Source organism: Hymenobacter ruber (assembly GCF_054783255.1).
The window spans coordinates 2,558,656-2,575,335 of sequence record NZ_BAAGQX010000004.1 but is presented as its reverse complement, the minus strand read 5'-3'; the positions used below and the strand labels follow the sequence as shown (position 1 = coordinate 2,575,335).

Genomic DNA, 16,680 nt, shown 5'->3' with positions numbered 1-16,680 from the left:
AAACACAATAGCTGAGCCGTACTAAGTGGCCGAGGGCTTCTCTGATTATGCGTCACGTGCGCGACCAGCGCTTCGTTTTTGTCCCCTTACGTCGAGTTATTGAGCTATTACACGAACACGTAGTAGCCCGCCAGCAATGGTGGCTTTAGCCCGGGTGTTCACCTCTTCCCATTCCGAACAGAGCCGTTAAGCCCCGGTGCGCCTATGGTACTGCCTTCACCGGTGGGAGAGTCGGTCGCCGCCAACCTTTTATAGTAATGCCCCGCCGCTTTCGCCAGCGACGGGGCATTTTGCTTTTGGGCCTTGTCCCGTCGCAAATGAGTTCACTTTTACTCTGCTATCAATTAACTGATACAAAGTATTATTCAAGTTGTAATCTTTTTAATAAGCAATGAGTTGTTTATTTGCTGAATGAGCGGATGCATGTTTAGAATGTTAATTATTTGCTGAGCAAATGCAATTGTTATATCCTTGGTTTTTGTTGGGCTTGCTTGCAACTGCAATTCCTGTGGTGATTCATCTGTTGCAATTGCGGCGACCGCAACGGGTTTTATTTACTAATACAGAAATTATTAGGCGAGTTGAACTTGTGGCTACACGGTACCGCAAGGTTCAGCAATTATTGGTATTATTAGCTCGCGTGGCCACTGTGGTAGCTTTGGTTCTCGTTTTTTGTCAGCCTTTTATTAAGGCTAAAGGAACAAGCGATACTACTGGAATTGATGTACTAATAGATAATACTTTTAGTATGCAGGCATCTGATGTGACTTATGGTTCACTGATGGGTAGAGCTGTTGGGGAAGCGAGAAAACTGAGTGAAGGGAGCCAGATAAGATTAATGAATGCGGGTACTAGCTCATTATCAAAAGCGGTTTACAGCGATAAATTAGATAAGCTTCGGCCAAATGCAAAAGGCTTACTTATTGATAAATATGTAACTGGTGATAGATATGGGAAGGGTAACTCTCTCTATATATTTTCTGACTTTCAGAAAAACGCATTCTCGGCTGGTGCGTTGAATAAGCTCACAACGGGTAAGGAATTGGTGTTAGTGCCTGTGCAAGGGCAACCGATAGGCAATATTTATGTAGATAGTTTGTGGGTTGATGATGCTTTTTTGCGGGTTCGCACGAATGTTGGTATACATGTGCGATTGCGGAATGGCGGAAGTGTTGCGGTAGTGGATTGCCCAGTGAAAGTTTTCTTAGGGAAACGACAAGTAGCCGCCTTTCGGGTAACGGTGGAATCCGGCAAGGCGGCAACATCGGTTGTGCAGGTGCAACTCGAGGACGAAAGACTGGCTTTGGGGCGAGTGGTGACCGAAGATGTGCCGATGACATTCGACAATACATTCTATTTCACGCTACAGCCTGCGGTGGCCATACGCGTGCTGGAAATAGGAGCGGAACCAGTGGCGCAGCAAGTTTATGCTAACGAGCCTCTGTTTAATTATAGCTTTTCGAAAGTACAGAATGTCGATTATTCGGCAATGCGGCAGGCTAACGCTGTGGTGCTAAATGAAGTGGCCACGCTGGATGCTGGACTGAGAGATGGGCTACGGGCGGTAGTGAAGCGTGGTGGTAGTGTAATCGTAATTCCGACGGCCGCCGCGACAGCACGGACATCCTACCAGCAATTCTTCCGCGATTTGGGAGCTGGAACGGTGGAGTGGGAAGATTTGGGGGCAACGCCGGAACTCCGCGAGGTTGCTATGCCCAATGCGCGGGAACCGTTTTTCCGAGATGTATTCGGGGCGCAGGCGCGGGCAGTGACGATGCCACGGGTGACACCGGTATTGCGCTGGTCACGGACGGGAACGGACATTCTGCGTTTGCGGGATGGGGAAAGCTACTTAGCGAATTTTGTGAGCGGGCCGGGGCAATTATATGTGTTTTCGGCACCATTTGCGAAGGAGTACTCAGACTTCACAACGCAGGCGCTATTTGTGCCAGTGATGTACCGAATGGCGATGTTGAGCTACAAAAACGAGCAATTGCCGGCTTATCGGTTGACGCAGGAAGCGGTGAATCTACAACTGCCAGTGTGGGCCCGAAATACGAATGGACCAACAGATGCATCAAATCTGAAACTGGTGAAAGATAGCCTGACGTTAATTCCAGGGCAGCGGGTGGTGGGCCAGGAAATGCGATTAGAATTGCCGCAGGAAATGAATGAAGCAGGATTTTACCAATTGCAACAATCAGGTAAGGTACTGACTACATTAGCTTTCAATCAGGATAAGCGTGAATCAGAATTAGCTGCGTATTCGGTGGATGATTTGCGGCAAATGGTAGGACCGAATCGGCCCAATGTGCGGGTGGTGGAGGCTGGGAATGCAGGTACTGGATTAGCAAAATTTCGTCAGGAGCAAATGGGTACACCGCTGTGGCGGTATTTTCTGGCATTGGCGCTGCTGGCGCTGCTGGCGGAAGCATTGCTGGTACGGTTTGGCAGGAGGGGCACAGGTACGAAGCCGGTGGCAGGAGTGGCCTGATTATGCTGGGCATGGTTGCAAAACCCAGGCAATGGGGCTGTGGACCGTATCTTGCAGCTTTAATTTGCTGCACTATTTATGGCTGATGCTTCTCAAGAATCAAACACGACCGAACCCGGCTCGGCCGCGGGGCAGGTGCTCCGGTTAGCACTACGGTTTGGAGTGGGCGTGGGTCTAGTCTGTGCTTTGTGGATGGCGGGCTTGCAGATGACGGGGAGTAATGGTTTCGGACCGAAGCAATTGTTGGCGCAATTGCTGGTGCCGTTGGCGGCCGTGGCTAGTGAATGGATGCTGCGGCGGCAGTTGCAGCCGCAACGGCCCGGCTTGGGCCGTTCGCTGGGCGTGGGCACACTCACGGTATTGATTGCGGCGCTGATTTCGGCAAGCAGCTTGGTGGGGCTGGCGCATGGGGCCGGCGAGGCGGCGTTGGCCCGGCATCGGGCCGAGGTGTTGGAAATTGTGCGCGCTCAGCAGCGCGAAAATCCCAAAGCACAGCTTAGTGAACAGGCGCAGCAGCAGCAGATACGCAACGTGGCAAACCTGAACGTGGGCGATATGGCCATCAGCAACTTCACGCAGGTGCTTTTGCTGGGCCTCGTGCTGGCGATACCAGCCGGAATTTTTCTGCGGGAATAATTATTCCGGTTACCTTTCGGTTCACTTTACCCCAAATTCCAATGGAAACAAATGCTACTCCGGTTACAACCACATCGGTTGCTTTACGCTATGGCCTGCTCACTGGGCTGATAAGCGTCATTTTCTCGTTCATTCTCTTTGTTACCCACACCGACCAGTCGCCGGCACGTTGGCTGGGTCTGGTTATTCTGATTGGGGCCATGGTGATGGCGCACAAGACGTATAAACAAAGCAACGGTGGGTTCATGAATTACTCGGAAGGGCTCGGAATTGGCGCTTTCATGAGCGGCGTTTCGGGTGTTATTTCGACCGCGTTCAGTGTTGTGTACATGAAGTTTATCGACCCGGAATATATGGGCCGAATGGCCGACACGGCCCGCGCCAACATGGAAGCCAAGGGCGGCATGACGGATGAGCAGATTGACCAAGGCGTTGCGATGATGCAAAAATTTAGCACAACGGGGTGGATGGTGCTTTTCGGCGTGGTAGGCTCGGTGCTGGGCGGGCTGCTGATTGCGCTCATCGTGTCGGCATTTACGAAACATTCCAAGCCTGAATTTGAATAAGTCGAATGCTTCTTTTCCGGTGGAAATTTCCATCGTGATTCCACTGCTGAACGAAGCAGAATCGTTGCCGGAACTCACGCGCTGGATTGCGCGGGTGCTGGTGGCGCGTGGGTTGACCTACGAGGTAATCCTGATTGATGACGGCTCGACGGATGATTCCTGGGCCGTGATTGAAGCGCTGGCGGCGGATGATGCCACGTTGCGGGGCATTCGTTTCAATCGGAACTATGGCAAATCGGCGGCGCTGAACGTGGGGTTTGAGGCCACGCGTGGGCGGGTGGTATGCACCATGGATGCCGATTTGCAGGACTCGCCGGAGGAGTTGCCGGAGCTGTACCGGATGATTACGGAGGATAAATTCGACCTGGTGAGCGGCTGGAAGCAGAAGCGGTTTGACCCGTTGTCTAAAACGATTCCGACCAAGCTATTCAATGGCGCGACCCGAGCTATGTCGGGCATTCAACTGCACGATTTTAACTGCGGGCTGAAATCGTACGACTCGCGGGTGGTGAAGAGCATTGAGGTGTATGGCGAAATGCACCGCTACATTCCGGTGATTGCGAAATGGAACGGATTTCGCAAGATTGGGGAAAAGGTGGTGCAACACCAGGAACGCAAATATGGCGTGACTAAATTTGGCCTAGAGCGCTTCATTTTTGGCTTTTTGGATTTGCTGAGTATCACGTTTGTCGGGCGATTCCGGCGGGCTCCGATGCATTTTTTTGGGACGCTGGGCACGCTGTCCTTCTTGTTCGGATTACTAATTACGCTGTGGCTGACGGGCGAGAAAGTGTGGCTGTCGCTGCATAATCTGAAGGCGCGGCAGGTGACGGAGCAACCATTGTTTTTTCTGGCCCTGACGGCGGTAATTGTGGGCGTGTTGTTGTTTGTGGCTGGATTTCTAGGCGAAATGATTCAATTGAACGGGCCGAAACGCGACGATTATCTGGTGCGGGAGAGGTTGAATTAACTTCATTTAACATTTATCAATTAACATTTAACAGCTGCGCATTTAGCTGAGTCCTGATTGTTAAATGTTAATTGATAAATGTTACATGAAATGAAAGTTGTAATTATTGGGCCAGCATACCCGTTGCGCGGCGGGCTGGCGACCTACAATGAGCGGCTCGCACGGGCCTTTATAGAGGCAGGCGATGAGGTGCGGATTGTGACGTTTTCGTTGCAGTATCCGGACTTTCTATTTCCGGGGCAGACCCAGTTTAGCACCGAGGCGGGGCCAGCGGATTTGGCAATTGAGGTGAGTTTGAACTCGGTTAACCCCGTATCGTGGCTGCGGGTGGGGCGGAAGTTGCGGGCCGAACGGCCGGATTTGGTGATTTTCCGGTTCTGGCTGCCGTTTATGGGGCCGGCGCTGGGCACGGTGGCGCGGCTGGTGCGTGGCAATGGGCACACCCGCGTGGTGGCCATTACCGATAACGTGATTCCGCACGAGAAGCGGCCGGGCGATGGGCCGCTGACGCGCTATTTCTTGAGCGCCTGCGATGGGTTTGTGACCATGAGCCGCAGCGTGCTCAAGGATTTGCAGAACCTGGGATTCGGGCGGAAACCGGCGCTGTATCGGCCGCATCCGCTGTATGATAATTTCGGCCCGCTGAAAGCAAAAGCCGATGCATTGGCGGCGTTGGGGCTGCCGGCTACGACGGCTTATTTATTGTTCTTTGGGTTTATTCGAGCCTATAAAGGGCTGGATATTATGCTGGAAGCAATGGCAGATAAGCGGCTGTTGGAATTGCCAATCAAATTAATTATCGCGGGTGAATTTTACGAAGATGCTGCGCCGTATGAGGAATTAATTCGACGGTATAATTTAGAAGGCCGAATTATTCGGGCGACGGATTTTATTCCGAATGAAAAAGTAGTGGACTATTTCTGCGCCGCCGATTTAATTGTGCAGCCTTATAAGAATGCCACGCAAAGCGGCGTGTCGCAAATAGCGTATCACTTCGAGCGGCCCATGCTGGTGACCGATGTGGGCGGGCTGGCTGAATTAATCCCCGATGGTGTGGTGGGCTACGTGGTGCCGCCCACGCCGGCTGCCATTGCCGATGTGGTGGTGGACTTTTATGCTGGCAAACGGGAAACAGCTTTCGCTGCTGGCGTGCGGGAAGAAAAGAAGCAGTTTTCGTGGCCGGTGATGGTGGCGGCGCTGAAAGAAGTGGCCGGGCTGAAAGCTGGCTAGGTAAATTGGAGTATGCTGACTAATTTGCCAAAGAAATTAGTTAGCATCTTATGCATACCACTACTACGCTTGCTTTCGAGGATTTTATCGCCGCACTGCCTACTGAGCGTCAGCTAGTGGCGCAGCAGGTGTGGCAACTGGTGCGCCAAGCCGTGCCGGCGGGCTACACCGAGCATGTTGGCCCGAAGTACCTGGAGTTTCGGGCGGGTAAGGATATGTACGTTGGGTTGGCTAATCAGAAAGGTTACCTAAGCCTGCACCTGGTGCCGATGTACCTGATGCCCGAACTACAGGAGCAGTTAGCGGCCGCCGCGCCCAAACTAAAAATGGGCAAAGGATGCGTGAATTTCAGTAAAATAGAGGAATTGCCGATGGAAGCGCTGACAGAGTTAATTGCCTCCACATCGCCGGCCGAGTATGCTGCCAGGCTACAGGCCGTCCGAACGGCGTCCCGCAAGAAAGGCTAGGCTACCGGGTTTACAAGCGGTACGCTTTCGCGCACGGCTTGCAACACCTTGGCCGCCGGCAAATCTTCCATGCAGCTGGTGCCCAGCTGGCAGCTGCCCCGGTAGAAGCAGACGCATTGCTTATCCGGCCCCACAATCTGGCCGCGGCCGTAGAGGTCGAATTCGTGGGGGTTGAATATGTTATTCATCAGGATGGTGGGCTTGCGCAGGGCGATGCTGATGTGCATACCCATGGTGACCTGGGTCACGATGCCGTCCATTTGGTTCATCAGGTTGATGAATTGGGGTAGAGGGAAGGTGCCGAGGTAGGCCGCGCCGGTGGCGGCGTGCAGCTCGCGGTTGCGGGCGTCTTCGGCTTCGCCGCCGAGCAGCACGGGCGTGTAGCCGGCGGCTTGCAGACCCTGTATCAGCTCAATCCACTTGGCGGTGCTCCAGAGGCGGGTGGTCCAGCGGTCACCGCAGCCGGTGTTGAGGCCGATGCGGGGGGCGGTGGCGGCGGCGGGTAGGGCGCTCCAGTCGTAGCCTTTGTCGTCGTGGGTGTCGAAGACGTATTCCTCGCCCCGGAAATCGAAGCCGCAGAGCTCGAAGATTTCCTGCACGTAGGGCTTGGTGTTGGCCTGGCTCACCTGGTCGAAGATGCCGGTGAGGTATTTGTGCGCGGCCAACTGGTTCACGGGCCAGGCCACGCCGTCGTGCGGGCGCAGGGCGTAGCCGTATTTTTCTTTGGCGGTAATGCTATTGAGCAGGGCGCAGGCTTCCTTTTCCTTGTCGAGGTTGATGACCACATCGAACTCGCGGGCCTGGAGCTGCAGGGCGCTGGCAAAATCGAATTTCAGAATCTCTTCAATCTCACCCTGGGGCAGGATGGCGGGCGTGAGCGTGAGCCAGGTGATGGCGCAGCCGGGCCGCTCCTGACGCAGGCGGCGCAGCAGCGGCGTGGTCCGAATAACGTCGCCAATGGCCCCGAGCTTGATAATCAGAATCCGGCTGCTAACGGGCGCGTACACAGGGCAGCCGGCGCAGACGTAGCCGTGGGTTTTGTTGGGGCGGCAGGGCAGGTCGCCGCGGAAGTGGCGGCAATCGGCATGAACAACGGTATCGGAGAGCTGGGGCACGGGGCGGAGCAGGGGATGAAGCGGTAAAAGTAACAGGCAGGGCCGGCCCCAAAAAAAGCCGCCGCAGCCCCAACGGGCCACGGCGGCTTTTTTGCAGGCACGGAAGCGGCTTAGAGCTTCACGTTGAACTTGCCGTTGCTGATGGCCTTCGTGGCGCTGCCCGTGCTCCCCGTGAAGGTAAACGTGCCGCTGATGTTGGTGGCCGTCACGCTGCTCACCACGATGGTGCCGGTCGTGGCATCGTAGATTGCGGAATTGCCGGAAGCCGGCGTTACGGCGTAGAGCGCGGTGTTGGTGCCGTTGGGAGCGAGGGTGTAAGTGCCAGCTGTTTTGGGAATGAAGAGGGTGACCGAGGTGCCGGCCCCGCTTGCGCTGGTAGTGCCCGACACGGCGAACGTCGAACCCAGGGTTTGCGATAGTGCGACAGCAGCCGTCACATTGGCGCCGTCCACCGTCCAGCTCATGCCTTCGGTATTAGCAGCGGCGGGGGCGGGGGTATCATCACTTTTCTTCGAGCACGAGGCCAGGGTAGCCAGCGCCATTACGGTAGTGGCGGCACGAAGGGAACGGAAGGAAAACATCATAAAAAGGAAGGAAAAAAAGAAAATGCGGCCGGCACTCGCCGGGCCAAGTTAAACAAAGATAGGACATAAAACCCTCACATAAGCAAGGGATTATGTGGTGAAAATGCCTTGGTAGGGAGGTGCCCCAAATATTGGCCCCTTAACGCTGTATCGATGCTTAACCAATCTTAACGGGCCACGTCGAACCGGCCGTTGGTAACGGTTTTTGTGAGCGGGTTGCTAACGCCCCCGGAGTAATTGTAGGCTGTAAACGAGAAGCTGCCCGTAATGCGGTTGGTAGTCAATGTGCTAATGCTAACTGTGCCCGTATTGGCCAGATAGCTGACGGTGGCCGTGCCGCCATGCTGGATGTAATCGGCCGTCACGACGCCGGTGCTATTGATTGGATAAGTTCCCACTTGAGCGGGGATGCCCACATGAATAGTTGCGTTGTTGGGGGCGGCCCCCATCGAGCCAATGATGTCGATATTGGTACTGGAGGCTACTATTTGTGGGGACGGGTCGGTGGCCGCAGTGCCGTCGGTGGTCCAACTCATGCCGGAGGGGACTTGCGGGTCGTCCTTTTTGGATGAGCAGGCTGCCAGGGAACCCAACGTCAGCACGGCAGTAGCTACGCGGAGGCAATGGAATCGAACAGAACTCATGAAGACAAGGCTGCTAAATGGGAATTAAAATGCTGCTGCATAAAAATAGCAGCCAGATTGGGGAATCAGCTCGGCTACCGTCCCACGTAGCTATGCGGCGTGATGCCGCGCAGCTCCACTTTTACGCTCTCGCTCACGTCGAGCCCATCGATGAATGCCCCGATGCTGGCGGCCGAAATGGCTTCGCCGGTGCGGGTGAGGGCTTTGAGGACGTTGTAGGGGTCGGGGTAGGCTTCGCGGCGCAGGATGGTCTGGATGCCTTCGGCCACCACGGCCCAGTTGGCTTCGAGGTCTTTTGCCAGCGCTGATTCATCGAGTGCCAGCTTGCCCAGGCCGCGCTGCAAGGCCCCTAGCGCGATGAGGACGTGGCCAAGCGGTACGCCCAGATTGCGCAGCACCGTGGAGTCGGTGAGGTCGCGCTGGAGGCGGGAAATGGGCAGCTTGGCGGCGAAGTGCTCCAGCAGGGCATTGGCTACGCCGAAGTTGCCTTCCGCATTCTCGAAGTCGATGGGGTTCACCTTGTGCGGCATGGCCGAGGAACCCACTTCGCCAGCCTTGATGGTCTGCTTGAAGTAGCCGAGCGAAATGTACTGCCACACGTCGCGGGCCAGGTCGAGCAGGATGGTGTTGAGGCGCTTGAGGGCGTCGCAATGCGCCGCCAGATGGTCGTAATGCTCAATCTGGGTGGTGGGGAAGGAGCGGTGCAGGCCCAGCCGGTCGTTCACAAAGGTGGCGGCGAAGGCGTGCCAGTCGGTGCCGGGGTAGGCTACGTAGTGCGCGTTGAAGTTGCCGGTGGCCCCGCCAAACTTCGCCCCGAATGGCACCTGCGCCAGCAGCGCCACCTGCGCATCGAGCCGGGCCACGAACACCTCAATCTCCTTGCCCAGCCGCGTGGGCGAGGCGGGCTGCCCGTGGGTGCGGGCCAGCATGGGCACAGCAGTCCACTCCTGGGCGCGGGCTGCCAGGGCATTGCGCACCTGGGCGTAGGCCGGCAACAATACGCCCATCAGCGCATCGCGGAAGCTGAGCGGAATGGCCGTGTTGTTAATGTCCTGCGAGGTGAGGCCGAAGTGAATGAACTCAATAAAGTCGCCTAAACCAAGCCGGGTAAACTCCTCGCGTAACCAGTATTCCACGGCTTTCACGTCGTGGTTGGTCACCGCCTCGTGGGCTTTGATGGCCTCGGCGTTGGCTTCGGTAAAGTTTTCGTAGAGGCTGCGCAGCGGCGCGAAAGCCTCGGCCGGCACGCCCGCGAGTTGGGGTAGCGGCAGCTCGGCCAGGGCAATAAAGTACTCGACTTCGACCAGCACGCGGTAGCGTATCAGGGCCATTTCGGAGAAGCGCGCGGCCAGGGGGGCGGTGGCACGGGCGTAGCGCCCGTCGAGGGGCGAGAGGGCGAGGAGGGGGCTGGGCATGGGGCAAAAGTACGGGCCGAACGAGCGGGATAGAACGAAAAACTACCTTCCGTACCTAAGGAGGGGTAGGTGTAGCCGTTTGCTGGTTGGCTTGCGTATTCCGGCTACTTTCGTTGTTCTTACCTTTGGTGCTGGCCAGGCCAACCACCTCTATTGATTTCCGTGCGCATTTCCCCCTCCACCAAACGTCTTCTTATTGGCATTGCCAGCAGCTTAGCGGCGGTGCTGCTGCTGGCTTTTGCCGTGTTTCAGTGGAAGCGCCAGCAGTTGCTGGACTACGCCTTGAAAGAAGTGAAGGCCAAAATTGAGCGCAAGTACCCGGTGATTCTCACGCTGGGACCAGCCAAGTTCGCGGGTTTCAAAACCGTTGAGATTCAGGGTATGAGCCTTGTGCCCAGCGCCGCGCCGACGGACACGCTGCTTACGGCCAAGCGCCTGCAGGCCAGTCTGAGCGTGCGCTCGCTGTTTGCGGGCCGGCCGGTATTCAGCGGGCTCGAAATCATGACGGCCCGCCTCACGGCCCGCAAAACGGCCACTTCCGACAACTTCGGCTTCTTGGCCAAAAAGCAGAAGGCCAGCACCGTGCCCCAGGATACCACCAAGGGCACTAACTACGGCCTACTGCTGAACCGGGCCCTCGAAACAGCCTTCGACAACGTGCCCGGCGAGGCCAACTTCACGAATTTCTACGTGAGCTACCTCAGCCCGCGCCATACCGCCCAGCTGACGCTGCCCCAGCTCAAGATTCAGGACGGCGACATCTCGGGCCGTCTCACGGCTACCATCGATTCGGTGTCGAACGAGCTGGGCATCAGTGGCCACATCGAGCCGAGCGACTATGAACTGACGGCGCGAGTATTCGGCGTGGGCAGCTCGGTGCAGCTGCCCTACGTGCCCCGCCGCTTTGGCGCGCTGGTGAGCTTCGACACGGTGCAGGTGCGGCTCGATAGCAAGGATTTTGACGACGACGACACTGGCGGCCGTCTCACGGTGCGCGGCTCGCTGGCGGCGCGGGGCTTCAGCCTCTACCACCCCAAGCTGGCTTCTAATGAGATTGAGGTGAAGCGCGGCTCGCTCGACTTTGTGGCCACGCTGGGCCGCGGCACCGTGGCGCTGGAGAAAGGCAGCCAGATTACCCTCAACAAGCTGGTGCTCTACCCCGAAATCAGCGTGCGCATGAAGCCCAGCCGGGCCGTGAGCATCCGCGTGAAGTCGGCCGAGACCCAAGCCAACGACTTCTTCTCGTCACTGCCCACCGGTATTTTCGATGAGGTGCGCGGCACCACCGGCACCGGCACGCTCACCTATCACCTCAACGCCAGCCTCGACATGGCCCGCGTGGACAGCCTGAAGTTCGATTCGGGCCTGCGGGGCAATAATTTTCACCTCACCGGCTTCGGCGAGGAAGACCTGAACAAGTTGAATACGGCCTTCCAGTACACGGCTTACAACGACAAGGGCGACTCGCTGCGCACCTTCGCCGTAGGGCCGCCAAACCCGGATTTTGTGCCCTACAACGACGTGTCGCCCTACCTCATCCACGCCATCACCACGGCCGAGGACCCGCGCTTTTTCTCGCACCACGGCTTCATGGAGCAGGCGTTTGTGAAGTCGGCCATCCAGAACATCAAGGAGCGGCGCTTTGCCCGGGGCGGCAGCACCATTTCGATGCAGCTGGTGAAAAACGTGTTTTTGAGCCGCCAGAAAACCGTGGGCCGCAAGGCCGAGGAAGCCCTCATCGTGTGGCTGCTCGAAAACGCCCACCTCGCCAGCAAGCAGCGCATGTTCGAGGTCTACCTCAACATCATCGAGTGGGGCCCCAGCAAATACCGCTGGCCCAGCGGCAAGCGCGGCGTGTACGGCGTGAAAGACGCCGCCCTGTTCTACTATGGCAAACGCCCCGACGAGCTCAACCTGCCCGAGAGCCTGTACCTGGCCAGCATCATCCCCAAGCCCAAGTTCGCCCGCTACTCCTTCGATGCCTACGGCGACCTGCGCCGCAGCACGCGCTACTTCTTCCGCCTAATTGCCGACATCATGGCTACGCGCGGCCTCATCACCAGCAACGACCGCGAAAATCTGCCCTATTCGCTGCACCTCGGCGGCCCGGCCCGGCAATACATGTCCTTCGCCGCCCGCCCCGACACCACCCGCACCACCGCGCAGGCCGATTCGAGCCAGTTTGAGCCCCTCAACCTGATTGACCTGCTGAACACCGGCGCCACCCCCGACGCGGGCGTGAACACCAACGTGCCGGATGCCGAACCAGCCAAGACTCCAAAATAGAAAAAGCACGGGTCTTAAAAAAAGGGCTGACCCACACGGTTCAGCCCTTTTTTAGGCCTTTACTCGGCCGTCAGCTCTTGCGCTTCGGCCAGATTAGCGAAGCCACTACGCTCAATACCAGCAGTGTGCCCACCACGCCCAGCGCCACCGGCATGGGAATGGGCACCATGTTTTCCAGCAGAATCTTGGCCCCGATGAACACTAGAATCAACGACAAGCCATAGTGCAGGTGATGAAACAGGCGCATCATGCTGGCCAGGGCAAAGTACATGGCCCGCAGCCCCAATAGGGCAAATACGTTGGAAGTGAACACGATAAAAGTATCTCGCGTGATGGCCAGAATGGCCGGAATGGAGTCGACGGCAAACATTACGTCGGTGGTTTCCACCATCACCAACACCACGAAAAGAGGGGTGGCGAAATGCAGGCCGTCCTTCCTGACAAAGAATTTGCCGTCCTCCAGCTGCCGGGTAATGGGCAGGTGGCGGCTCAGAAAGCGCACTACCGGGTTGTTTTCAGGGTCGATTTCGGGGTCGCCTTTGCTCAAGCCCATCCGGATGCCCGTGAACACGAGGAACGCGCCGAGCGGGTAAATCAGGAAGTGGAACCGGGCCAGCAGTGCCCCGCCCACCAGAATGAAAATGGCCCGCAGTAGCAACGCCCCCATCACGCCCCAGAACAAAATGCGGTGTTGGTACTGCGGCGGCACCTTGAAGTAGGTGAAAATGAGCAGGAACACGAAGAGGTTGTCAACGCTCAGCGCTTTCTCAACCAGGTAGCCGGTCAGCCATTGCAGGCCCGCGTGGTGGCCCATGGTGCGGTACACCAGCCCGTTGAAGCACAGCGACAAAACCACCCAGAACGCACTCCACCCCAGTGCCTCGCGCAGCTTTATTTCGTGCGCCTGCCGGTTGAACACCAATAGGTCGAGCAGCAGCAGGGCCACCACGAAAACCGTGAAAGCCAACCAGAACAGGGGCGTGTTTTCCATGCGTATGGTAAGATACGCCGGGGCGGGTGGCTGGTTGGCGCCAAGGGACGCGGGCAGGCAAAATGCTTGGCCTTAGCGGGGACCCACCGGCTTTAGCGGGCGCAGCCAGCTACTGGCCTTCATCTGCAGCACCCCGAAAAAGGCTTCCTGCACAATGCCCTTCGACATTTTGGAGGTGCCGCGGGTGCGGTCGGTGAAAATAATGGGCACTTCCTTGATGCGGAAGCCGAGCTGGTAGGCCAGCCACTTCATCTCAATCTGGAAGGCGTAGCCCACGAAGTGGATATTGGCCAAATCGATAGCCCGCAGCACCCGGGCCGTGTAGCACTTAAAGCCCGCCGTGGCGTCGCTGATGGGCATGCCCGTAACGAGGCGCACGTACCAGGAGGCGAAATAGGACATCAGCACCCGCGACATGGGCCAGTTCACCACGTTCACGCCCTGAATGTAGCGCGAGCCAATGGCCATGTCGTAGCCCTCCAGGGCGCAGGCGTCGTGTAGGCGCAGCAGGTCCTCGGGGTTGTGCGAAAAGTCGGCATCCATCTCGAACACGTACTCGTAGCCGTGCGCCAGCGCCCAGCGGAAGCCGTGCAGGTAGGCTGTGCCCAAGCCCTGCTTGCCACTGCGCTCTTCCAGAAAAAGGCGGCCTGGAAACACGGTTTGCAGGTCGCGCACGATGGCGGCCGTGCCGTCGGGCGAGTTGTCGTCGATAATCAGCACGTCGAATTCCCGGGCCAACGACATCACCTTGCGGATAATCAGCTCCGCATTTTCGCGCTCGTTGTAGGTAGGAATCAGGACGAGGCCTTCGCTCATGGAATACAAATTGACCCCAAAGATAGGGTTTCGGGGCCCGAAGCTGCACGGCCGAAATATCCGAACGGTACTATTTAGCCCGCCGCCGCGGGCAGACTGCCTGACTAGTAAGGGGCAGGCAGGTTAAAACGGGCTATTTCTCAGTTGCTAACAGGCCCGCCCGCACCCGCGCCTGTCGGATGCAATCGGGCACGCTCACGCCCACGCGCCAGTTGGCCACCGCCACAATATTGTCGGCTTCGAGGGCATCGGCGGCGCGGTGGGCCTCCACAATCCGGGCGTCGAACTGCGGAATGCTGCGCGGCCAGGCGTAGCGACCCTGCCAGCGCGGCGCACCCGTGATGCCGTAAAACTTGCTCAATTCGGCGTGTACGGCGGCTTTTTGAGCCTCCTCGGGCTGGCGCGCCGCGTCCTCGTACTGCGCGCCACCCACGAAGGTGGTAAACAGCACCTGTCCCGCCGGCACCCGGTTGGGGTAAATGCTGCTGGTCCAGACGGAGCCGGCCGCATAGGTGCCCTCCACCTTGGGGTGCAGCGCCCCAAAACCGTTGAGCGGGTGCGCCACGGCCGCCCGGTCATAGGCCGAATACACGGCCGTCATGGGCGGATAATATACGGCCGCCAGCGCGGCGGCAGCTTTGGGAAACAACGACTCCAGCAGCGGTGCGGCAGCGTAGGCGGGCAGCGCCAGCGCCAGATGCGTGTAGCCGGGGGCGGCTTCCAGGCCCTGCGGCCCTTTCAGCTCCAGCTGGTACGTGCCATCGGCGGCGCGGGAAATGGCGGTGACGGTGGTGCCGGGCTGGTAGCTGGTGAGCCTGGCCGCCAGCGTGTCGGTGATGGTCTGAATACCGTTTTTGAGCGTGATGATGCGGCGGCGGCCCGCGCCCCGGCCACTTTTCATCAGCCCGCGCAACACCGAGCCGTACTGCTGCTCCAGGCCCGGCAGCTGCTTGAAGGTTTTGTTGATAAGTAGTTTTTCGGGGTCGCCGGCGTAGATGCCGGCCATGAATGGATTGACGGCGTAGTCCACGATTTCGGGGCCAAAACGGCGGCGGAAAAAGTGGGCCACGGTTTCGTTTTCATCAATGGGCGCGGCGGGCTGGCGGAATTCTTTCAGCAGCTGCCACTTGGCTTTTAAGCTGAAGAAGCTGTTGGTGAGCAGGCTGGGGGGCGAGCCGGGCATAATCTGGTAGCGGCCATCGCGCAGCACGTAGCGCTGCTGGCTTACGGCGGCGGCGTCCTGAATCTGGTCGGTGAGGCCGAGGTCGGCCAGCAACTCTTCCAGCTCGGGGCTTAGTTGCAGCGAGTTGGGGCCGGTTTCGAGCAGGTAGCCGCCCGGCGTGGCCCAGCTGCGCAGGTTGCCGCCGGGGCGGGCGTCGGCTTCGAATAAGTCGTAGGCCACGCCGTTTTTTTGCAGGTACCAAGCTAGGGTGAGGCCGCTGATGCCGCCGCCGATGATGGCAATTTTCATGATGTCGTCGCGCAAATGGAAGGGACAAAGGTACCGTCGGTATCCTGCGGGGCACCCGTAGCTTTGCGGCAATGACAACAAAAAACAAAGCCGTATTTCTGGACCGCGACGGCGTACTGAACGAAGAAATCGGCACCTACGTCTGGCAGCCCGAAAAATTCATCATCATCCCCGGCGTACCCGAAAGCCTGGCCCGCCTCAAAGCCGCCGGCTACCTGCTCATCGTCGTCACCAACCAAGCCGGCATCGCCAAAAAGCTCTACACCGCCACCGACGTGCGCGCCTGCCACGCCAAGCTGCAAGCCGCCTGCGATAATGCGCTCGACGCCCTTTACTTCAGCGAGGCCTACCCCAGCGTGAGCGAGTCCATCCTGCGCAAACCCGGCTCCGGCATGCTGGAAAAAGCCGTGGCCCGCTTCAACCTCGACCCCGCGCAGTGCTGGATAGTGGGCGACCGGCTCCGCGATATGGAAGCCGGAGCCAACATCGGCGTGCGCGGCATTCTAGTGGGGGAGGAGGAAACCAGTTTCACGCCCCACGTAGCCGATTTGCAGGCGGCCACGGATATTATCTTAGGCGAATGACAGTCGCCGAAAACAAGCCGGGTTGGCTCGCCAAAAACCGCAACATGCTGTTTTTGCTGGCGTGCGTCATTCTTGGCCAAGTGGTTTTTTATTTCACTACCACGGCCAACAGCAAGCGCGAAATCGAACGCTACAAAGCCCTGCAGCTAGCCAGCCGCGTGGAGAGAGTCCTGTCCTATTCCCACGGCATTCAGAAGGTGAAACTGGCCACCGGCGAAACGCAAGCGCTGGTCCTGACTGCCGCCGGGCAGCAATATATTCAGGTGGGCGACTCGCTGGTGAAGGCAGCGGGCAGCGACAGCATCACCGTGTATCGGCGGTTTCCGGGGTATATTGAGGTAACGGTTTTTGGCTCGAATTCAACGGGTAAAACGGGTGTCATTAGGCGCTACCAAACCAAACAGCAATAAA

General features: G+C 58.0%; 16 protein-coding genes and 1 rRNA gene. 10 read left to right on the top strand and 7 right to left on the bottom strand.

Features of this window, described 5'->3' with window-relative positions:
* Window positions 1-135: 135 nt before the first annotated feature.
* The 7 genes from rrf (at window position 136) to ACYVM5_RS21680 (ending at window position 6,363) form a co-directional block, all read left to right on the top strand.
* Window positions 136-247: ribosomal RNA gene (gene rrf, locus ACYVM5_RS21710) — 5S ribosomal RNA — on the top strand.
* 207 nt (window positions 248-454) lie between these two features.
* Window positions 455-2,494, top strand: a complete 2,040-nt coding sequence (locus tag ACYVM5_RS21705) for a BatA domain-containing protein (protein WP_460620178.1) — start codon at window positions 455-457, stop codon at window positions 2,492-2,494.
* Between the two features lie 78 nt (window positions 2,495-2,572).
* Window positions 2,573-3,130 (top strand): DUF4199 domain-containing protein, encoded by a 558-nt coding sequence (locus tag ACYVM5_RS21700; protein ID WP_460620177.1) that lies wholly within the window; start codon window positions 2,573-2,575, stop codon window positions 3,128-3,130.
* 41 nt (window positions 3,131-3,171) lie between these two features.
* The gene (locus ACYVM5_RS21695) at window positions 3,172-3,696 is read left to right on the top strand and encodes a DUF4199 domain-containing protein (RefSeq protein ID WP_460620175.1); all 525 of its coding nucleotides are present in this window, start codon (window positions 3,172-3,174) and stop codon (window positions 3,694-3,696) included.
* Between the two features lie 19 nt (window positions 3,697-3,715).
* Window positions 3,716-4,666, top strand: coding sequence for a glycosyltransferase family 2 protein (locus ACYVM5_RS21690; protein ID WP_460620174.1), 951 nt, complete (start codon window positions 3,716-3,718; stop codon window positions 4,664-4,666).
* 90 nt (window positions 4,667-4,756) lie between these two features.
* Entirely contained in the window at window positions 4,757-5,896 is a 1,140-nt protein-coding gene (locus ACYVM5_RS21685; protein WP_460620173.1) for a glycosyltransferase, read from the top strand.
* Window positions 5,897-5,946: 50 nt separating this feature from the next.
* Window positions 5,947-6,363, top strand: a complete 417-nt coding sequence (locus tag ACYVM5_RS21680) for a DUF1801 domain-containing protein (RefSeq protein WP_460620172.1) — start codon at window positions 5,947-5,949, stop codon at window positions 6,361-6,363.
* Here the strand turns inward: ACYVM5_RS21680 and ACYVM5_RS21675 are convergent.
* The 4 genes from ACYVM5_RS21675 to purB form a co-directional block, all read right to left on the bottom strand.
* A complete protein-coding gene (locus tag ACYVM5_RS21675; protein WP_460620170.1) occupies window positions 6,360-7,478 on the bottom strand; it encodes a glycosyltransferase family 9 protein in 1,119 nt (372 codons plus the stop codon). The genes ACYVM5_RS21680 and ACYVM5_RS21675 overlap by 4 nt on opposite strands.
* A 110-nt stretch (window positions 7,479-7,588) precedes the next feature.
* The gene (locus ACYVM5_RS21670; protein WP_460620169.1) at window positions 7,589-8,062 is read right to left on the bottom strand and encodes a DUF6252 domain-containing protein; all 474 of its coding nucleotides are present in this window, start codon (window positions 8,060-8,062) and stop codon (window positions 7,589-7,591) included.
* A 167-nt stretch (window positions 8,063-8,229) separates the two neighbouring features.
* Window positions 8,230-8,706 carry a DUF6252 domain-containing protein gene (locus ACYVM5_RS21665; protein WP_460620168.1) on the bottom strand — a complete coding sequence of 159 codons (477 nt, stop codon included), beginning with the start codon at window positions 8,704-8,706 and terminating at the stop codon, window positions 8,230-8,232.
* Between the two features lie 74 nt (window positions 8,707-8,780).
* Window positions 8,781-10,121, bottom strand: a complete 1,341-nt coding sequence (gene purB, locus ACYVM5_RS21660) for an adenylosuccinate lyase (RefSeq protein ID WP_460620167.1) — start codon at window positions 10,119-10,121, stop codon at window positions 8,781-8,783.
* A 162-nt stretch (window positions 10,122-10,283) separates the two neighbouring features.
* Between purB and ACYVM5_RS21655 the strand changes: the two genes are divergently transcribed.
* Window positions 10,284-12,407, top strand: coding sequence for a transglycosylase domain-containing protein (locus ACYVM5_RS21655; RefSeq protein ID WP_460620166.1), 2,124 nt, complete (start codon window positions 10,284-10,286; stop codon window positions 12,405-12,407).
* A gap of 70 nt (window positions 12,408-12,477) precedes the next feature.
* On the opposite strand, the gene ACYVM5_RS21650 is transcribed toward ACYVM5_RS21655, so the two are convergent.
* The 3 genes from ACYVM5_RS21650 to hemG all read right to left on the bottom strand — a co-directional run bounded on the left by ACYVM5_RS21650 (window position 12,478) and on the right by hemG (window position 15,700).
* Window positions 12,478-13,398 carry a TerC family protein gene (locus ACYVM5_RS21650; RefSeq protein ID WP_460620165.1) on the bottom strand — a complete coding sequence of 307 codons (921 nt, stop codon included), beginning with the start codon at window positions 13,396-13,398 and terminating at the stop codon, window positions 12,478-12,480.
* 72 nt (window positions 13,399-13,470) lie between these two features.
* Entirely contained in the window at window positions 13,471-14,214 is a 744-nt protein-coding gene (locus tag ACYVM5_RS21645; RefSeq protein WP_460620164.1) for a polyprenol monophosphomannose synthase, read from the bottom strand.
* 133 nt (window positions 14,215-14,347) lie between these two features.
* The gene (gene hemG / locus ACYVM5_RS21640) at window positions 14,348-15,700 is read right to left on the bottom strand and encodes a protoporphyrinogen/coproporphyrinogen oxidase (protein ID WP_460620163.1); all 1,353 of its coding nucleotides are present in this window, start codon (window positions 15,698-15,700) and stop codon (window positions 14,348-14,350) included.
* 56 nt (window positions 15,701-15,756) lie between these two features.
* On the opposite strand from hemG, the gene ACYVM5_RS21635 reads away from it, so the two are divergent.
* Both ACYVM5_RS21635 and ACYVM5_RS21630 read left to right on the top strand, forming a co-directional pair.
* Window positions 15,757-16,269: a D-glycero-alpha-D-manno-heptose-1,7-bisphosphate 7-phosphatase gene (locus tag ACYVM5_RS21635; protein WP_460620162.1), complete on the top strand. Its 513-nt coding sequence runs from the start codon at window positions 15,757-15,759 to the stop codon at window positions 16,267-16,269.
* Window positions 16,266-16,679, top strand: a complete 414-nt coding sequence (locus ACYVM5_RS21630) for a hypothetical protein (RefSeq protein WP_460620161.1) — start codon at window positions 16,266-16,268, stop codon at window positions 16,677-16,679. Before ACYVM5_RS21635 ends, ACYVM5_RS21630 begins: the two co-directional genes overlap by 4 nt.
* Window position 16,680: the final 1 nt, after the last annotated feature.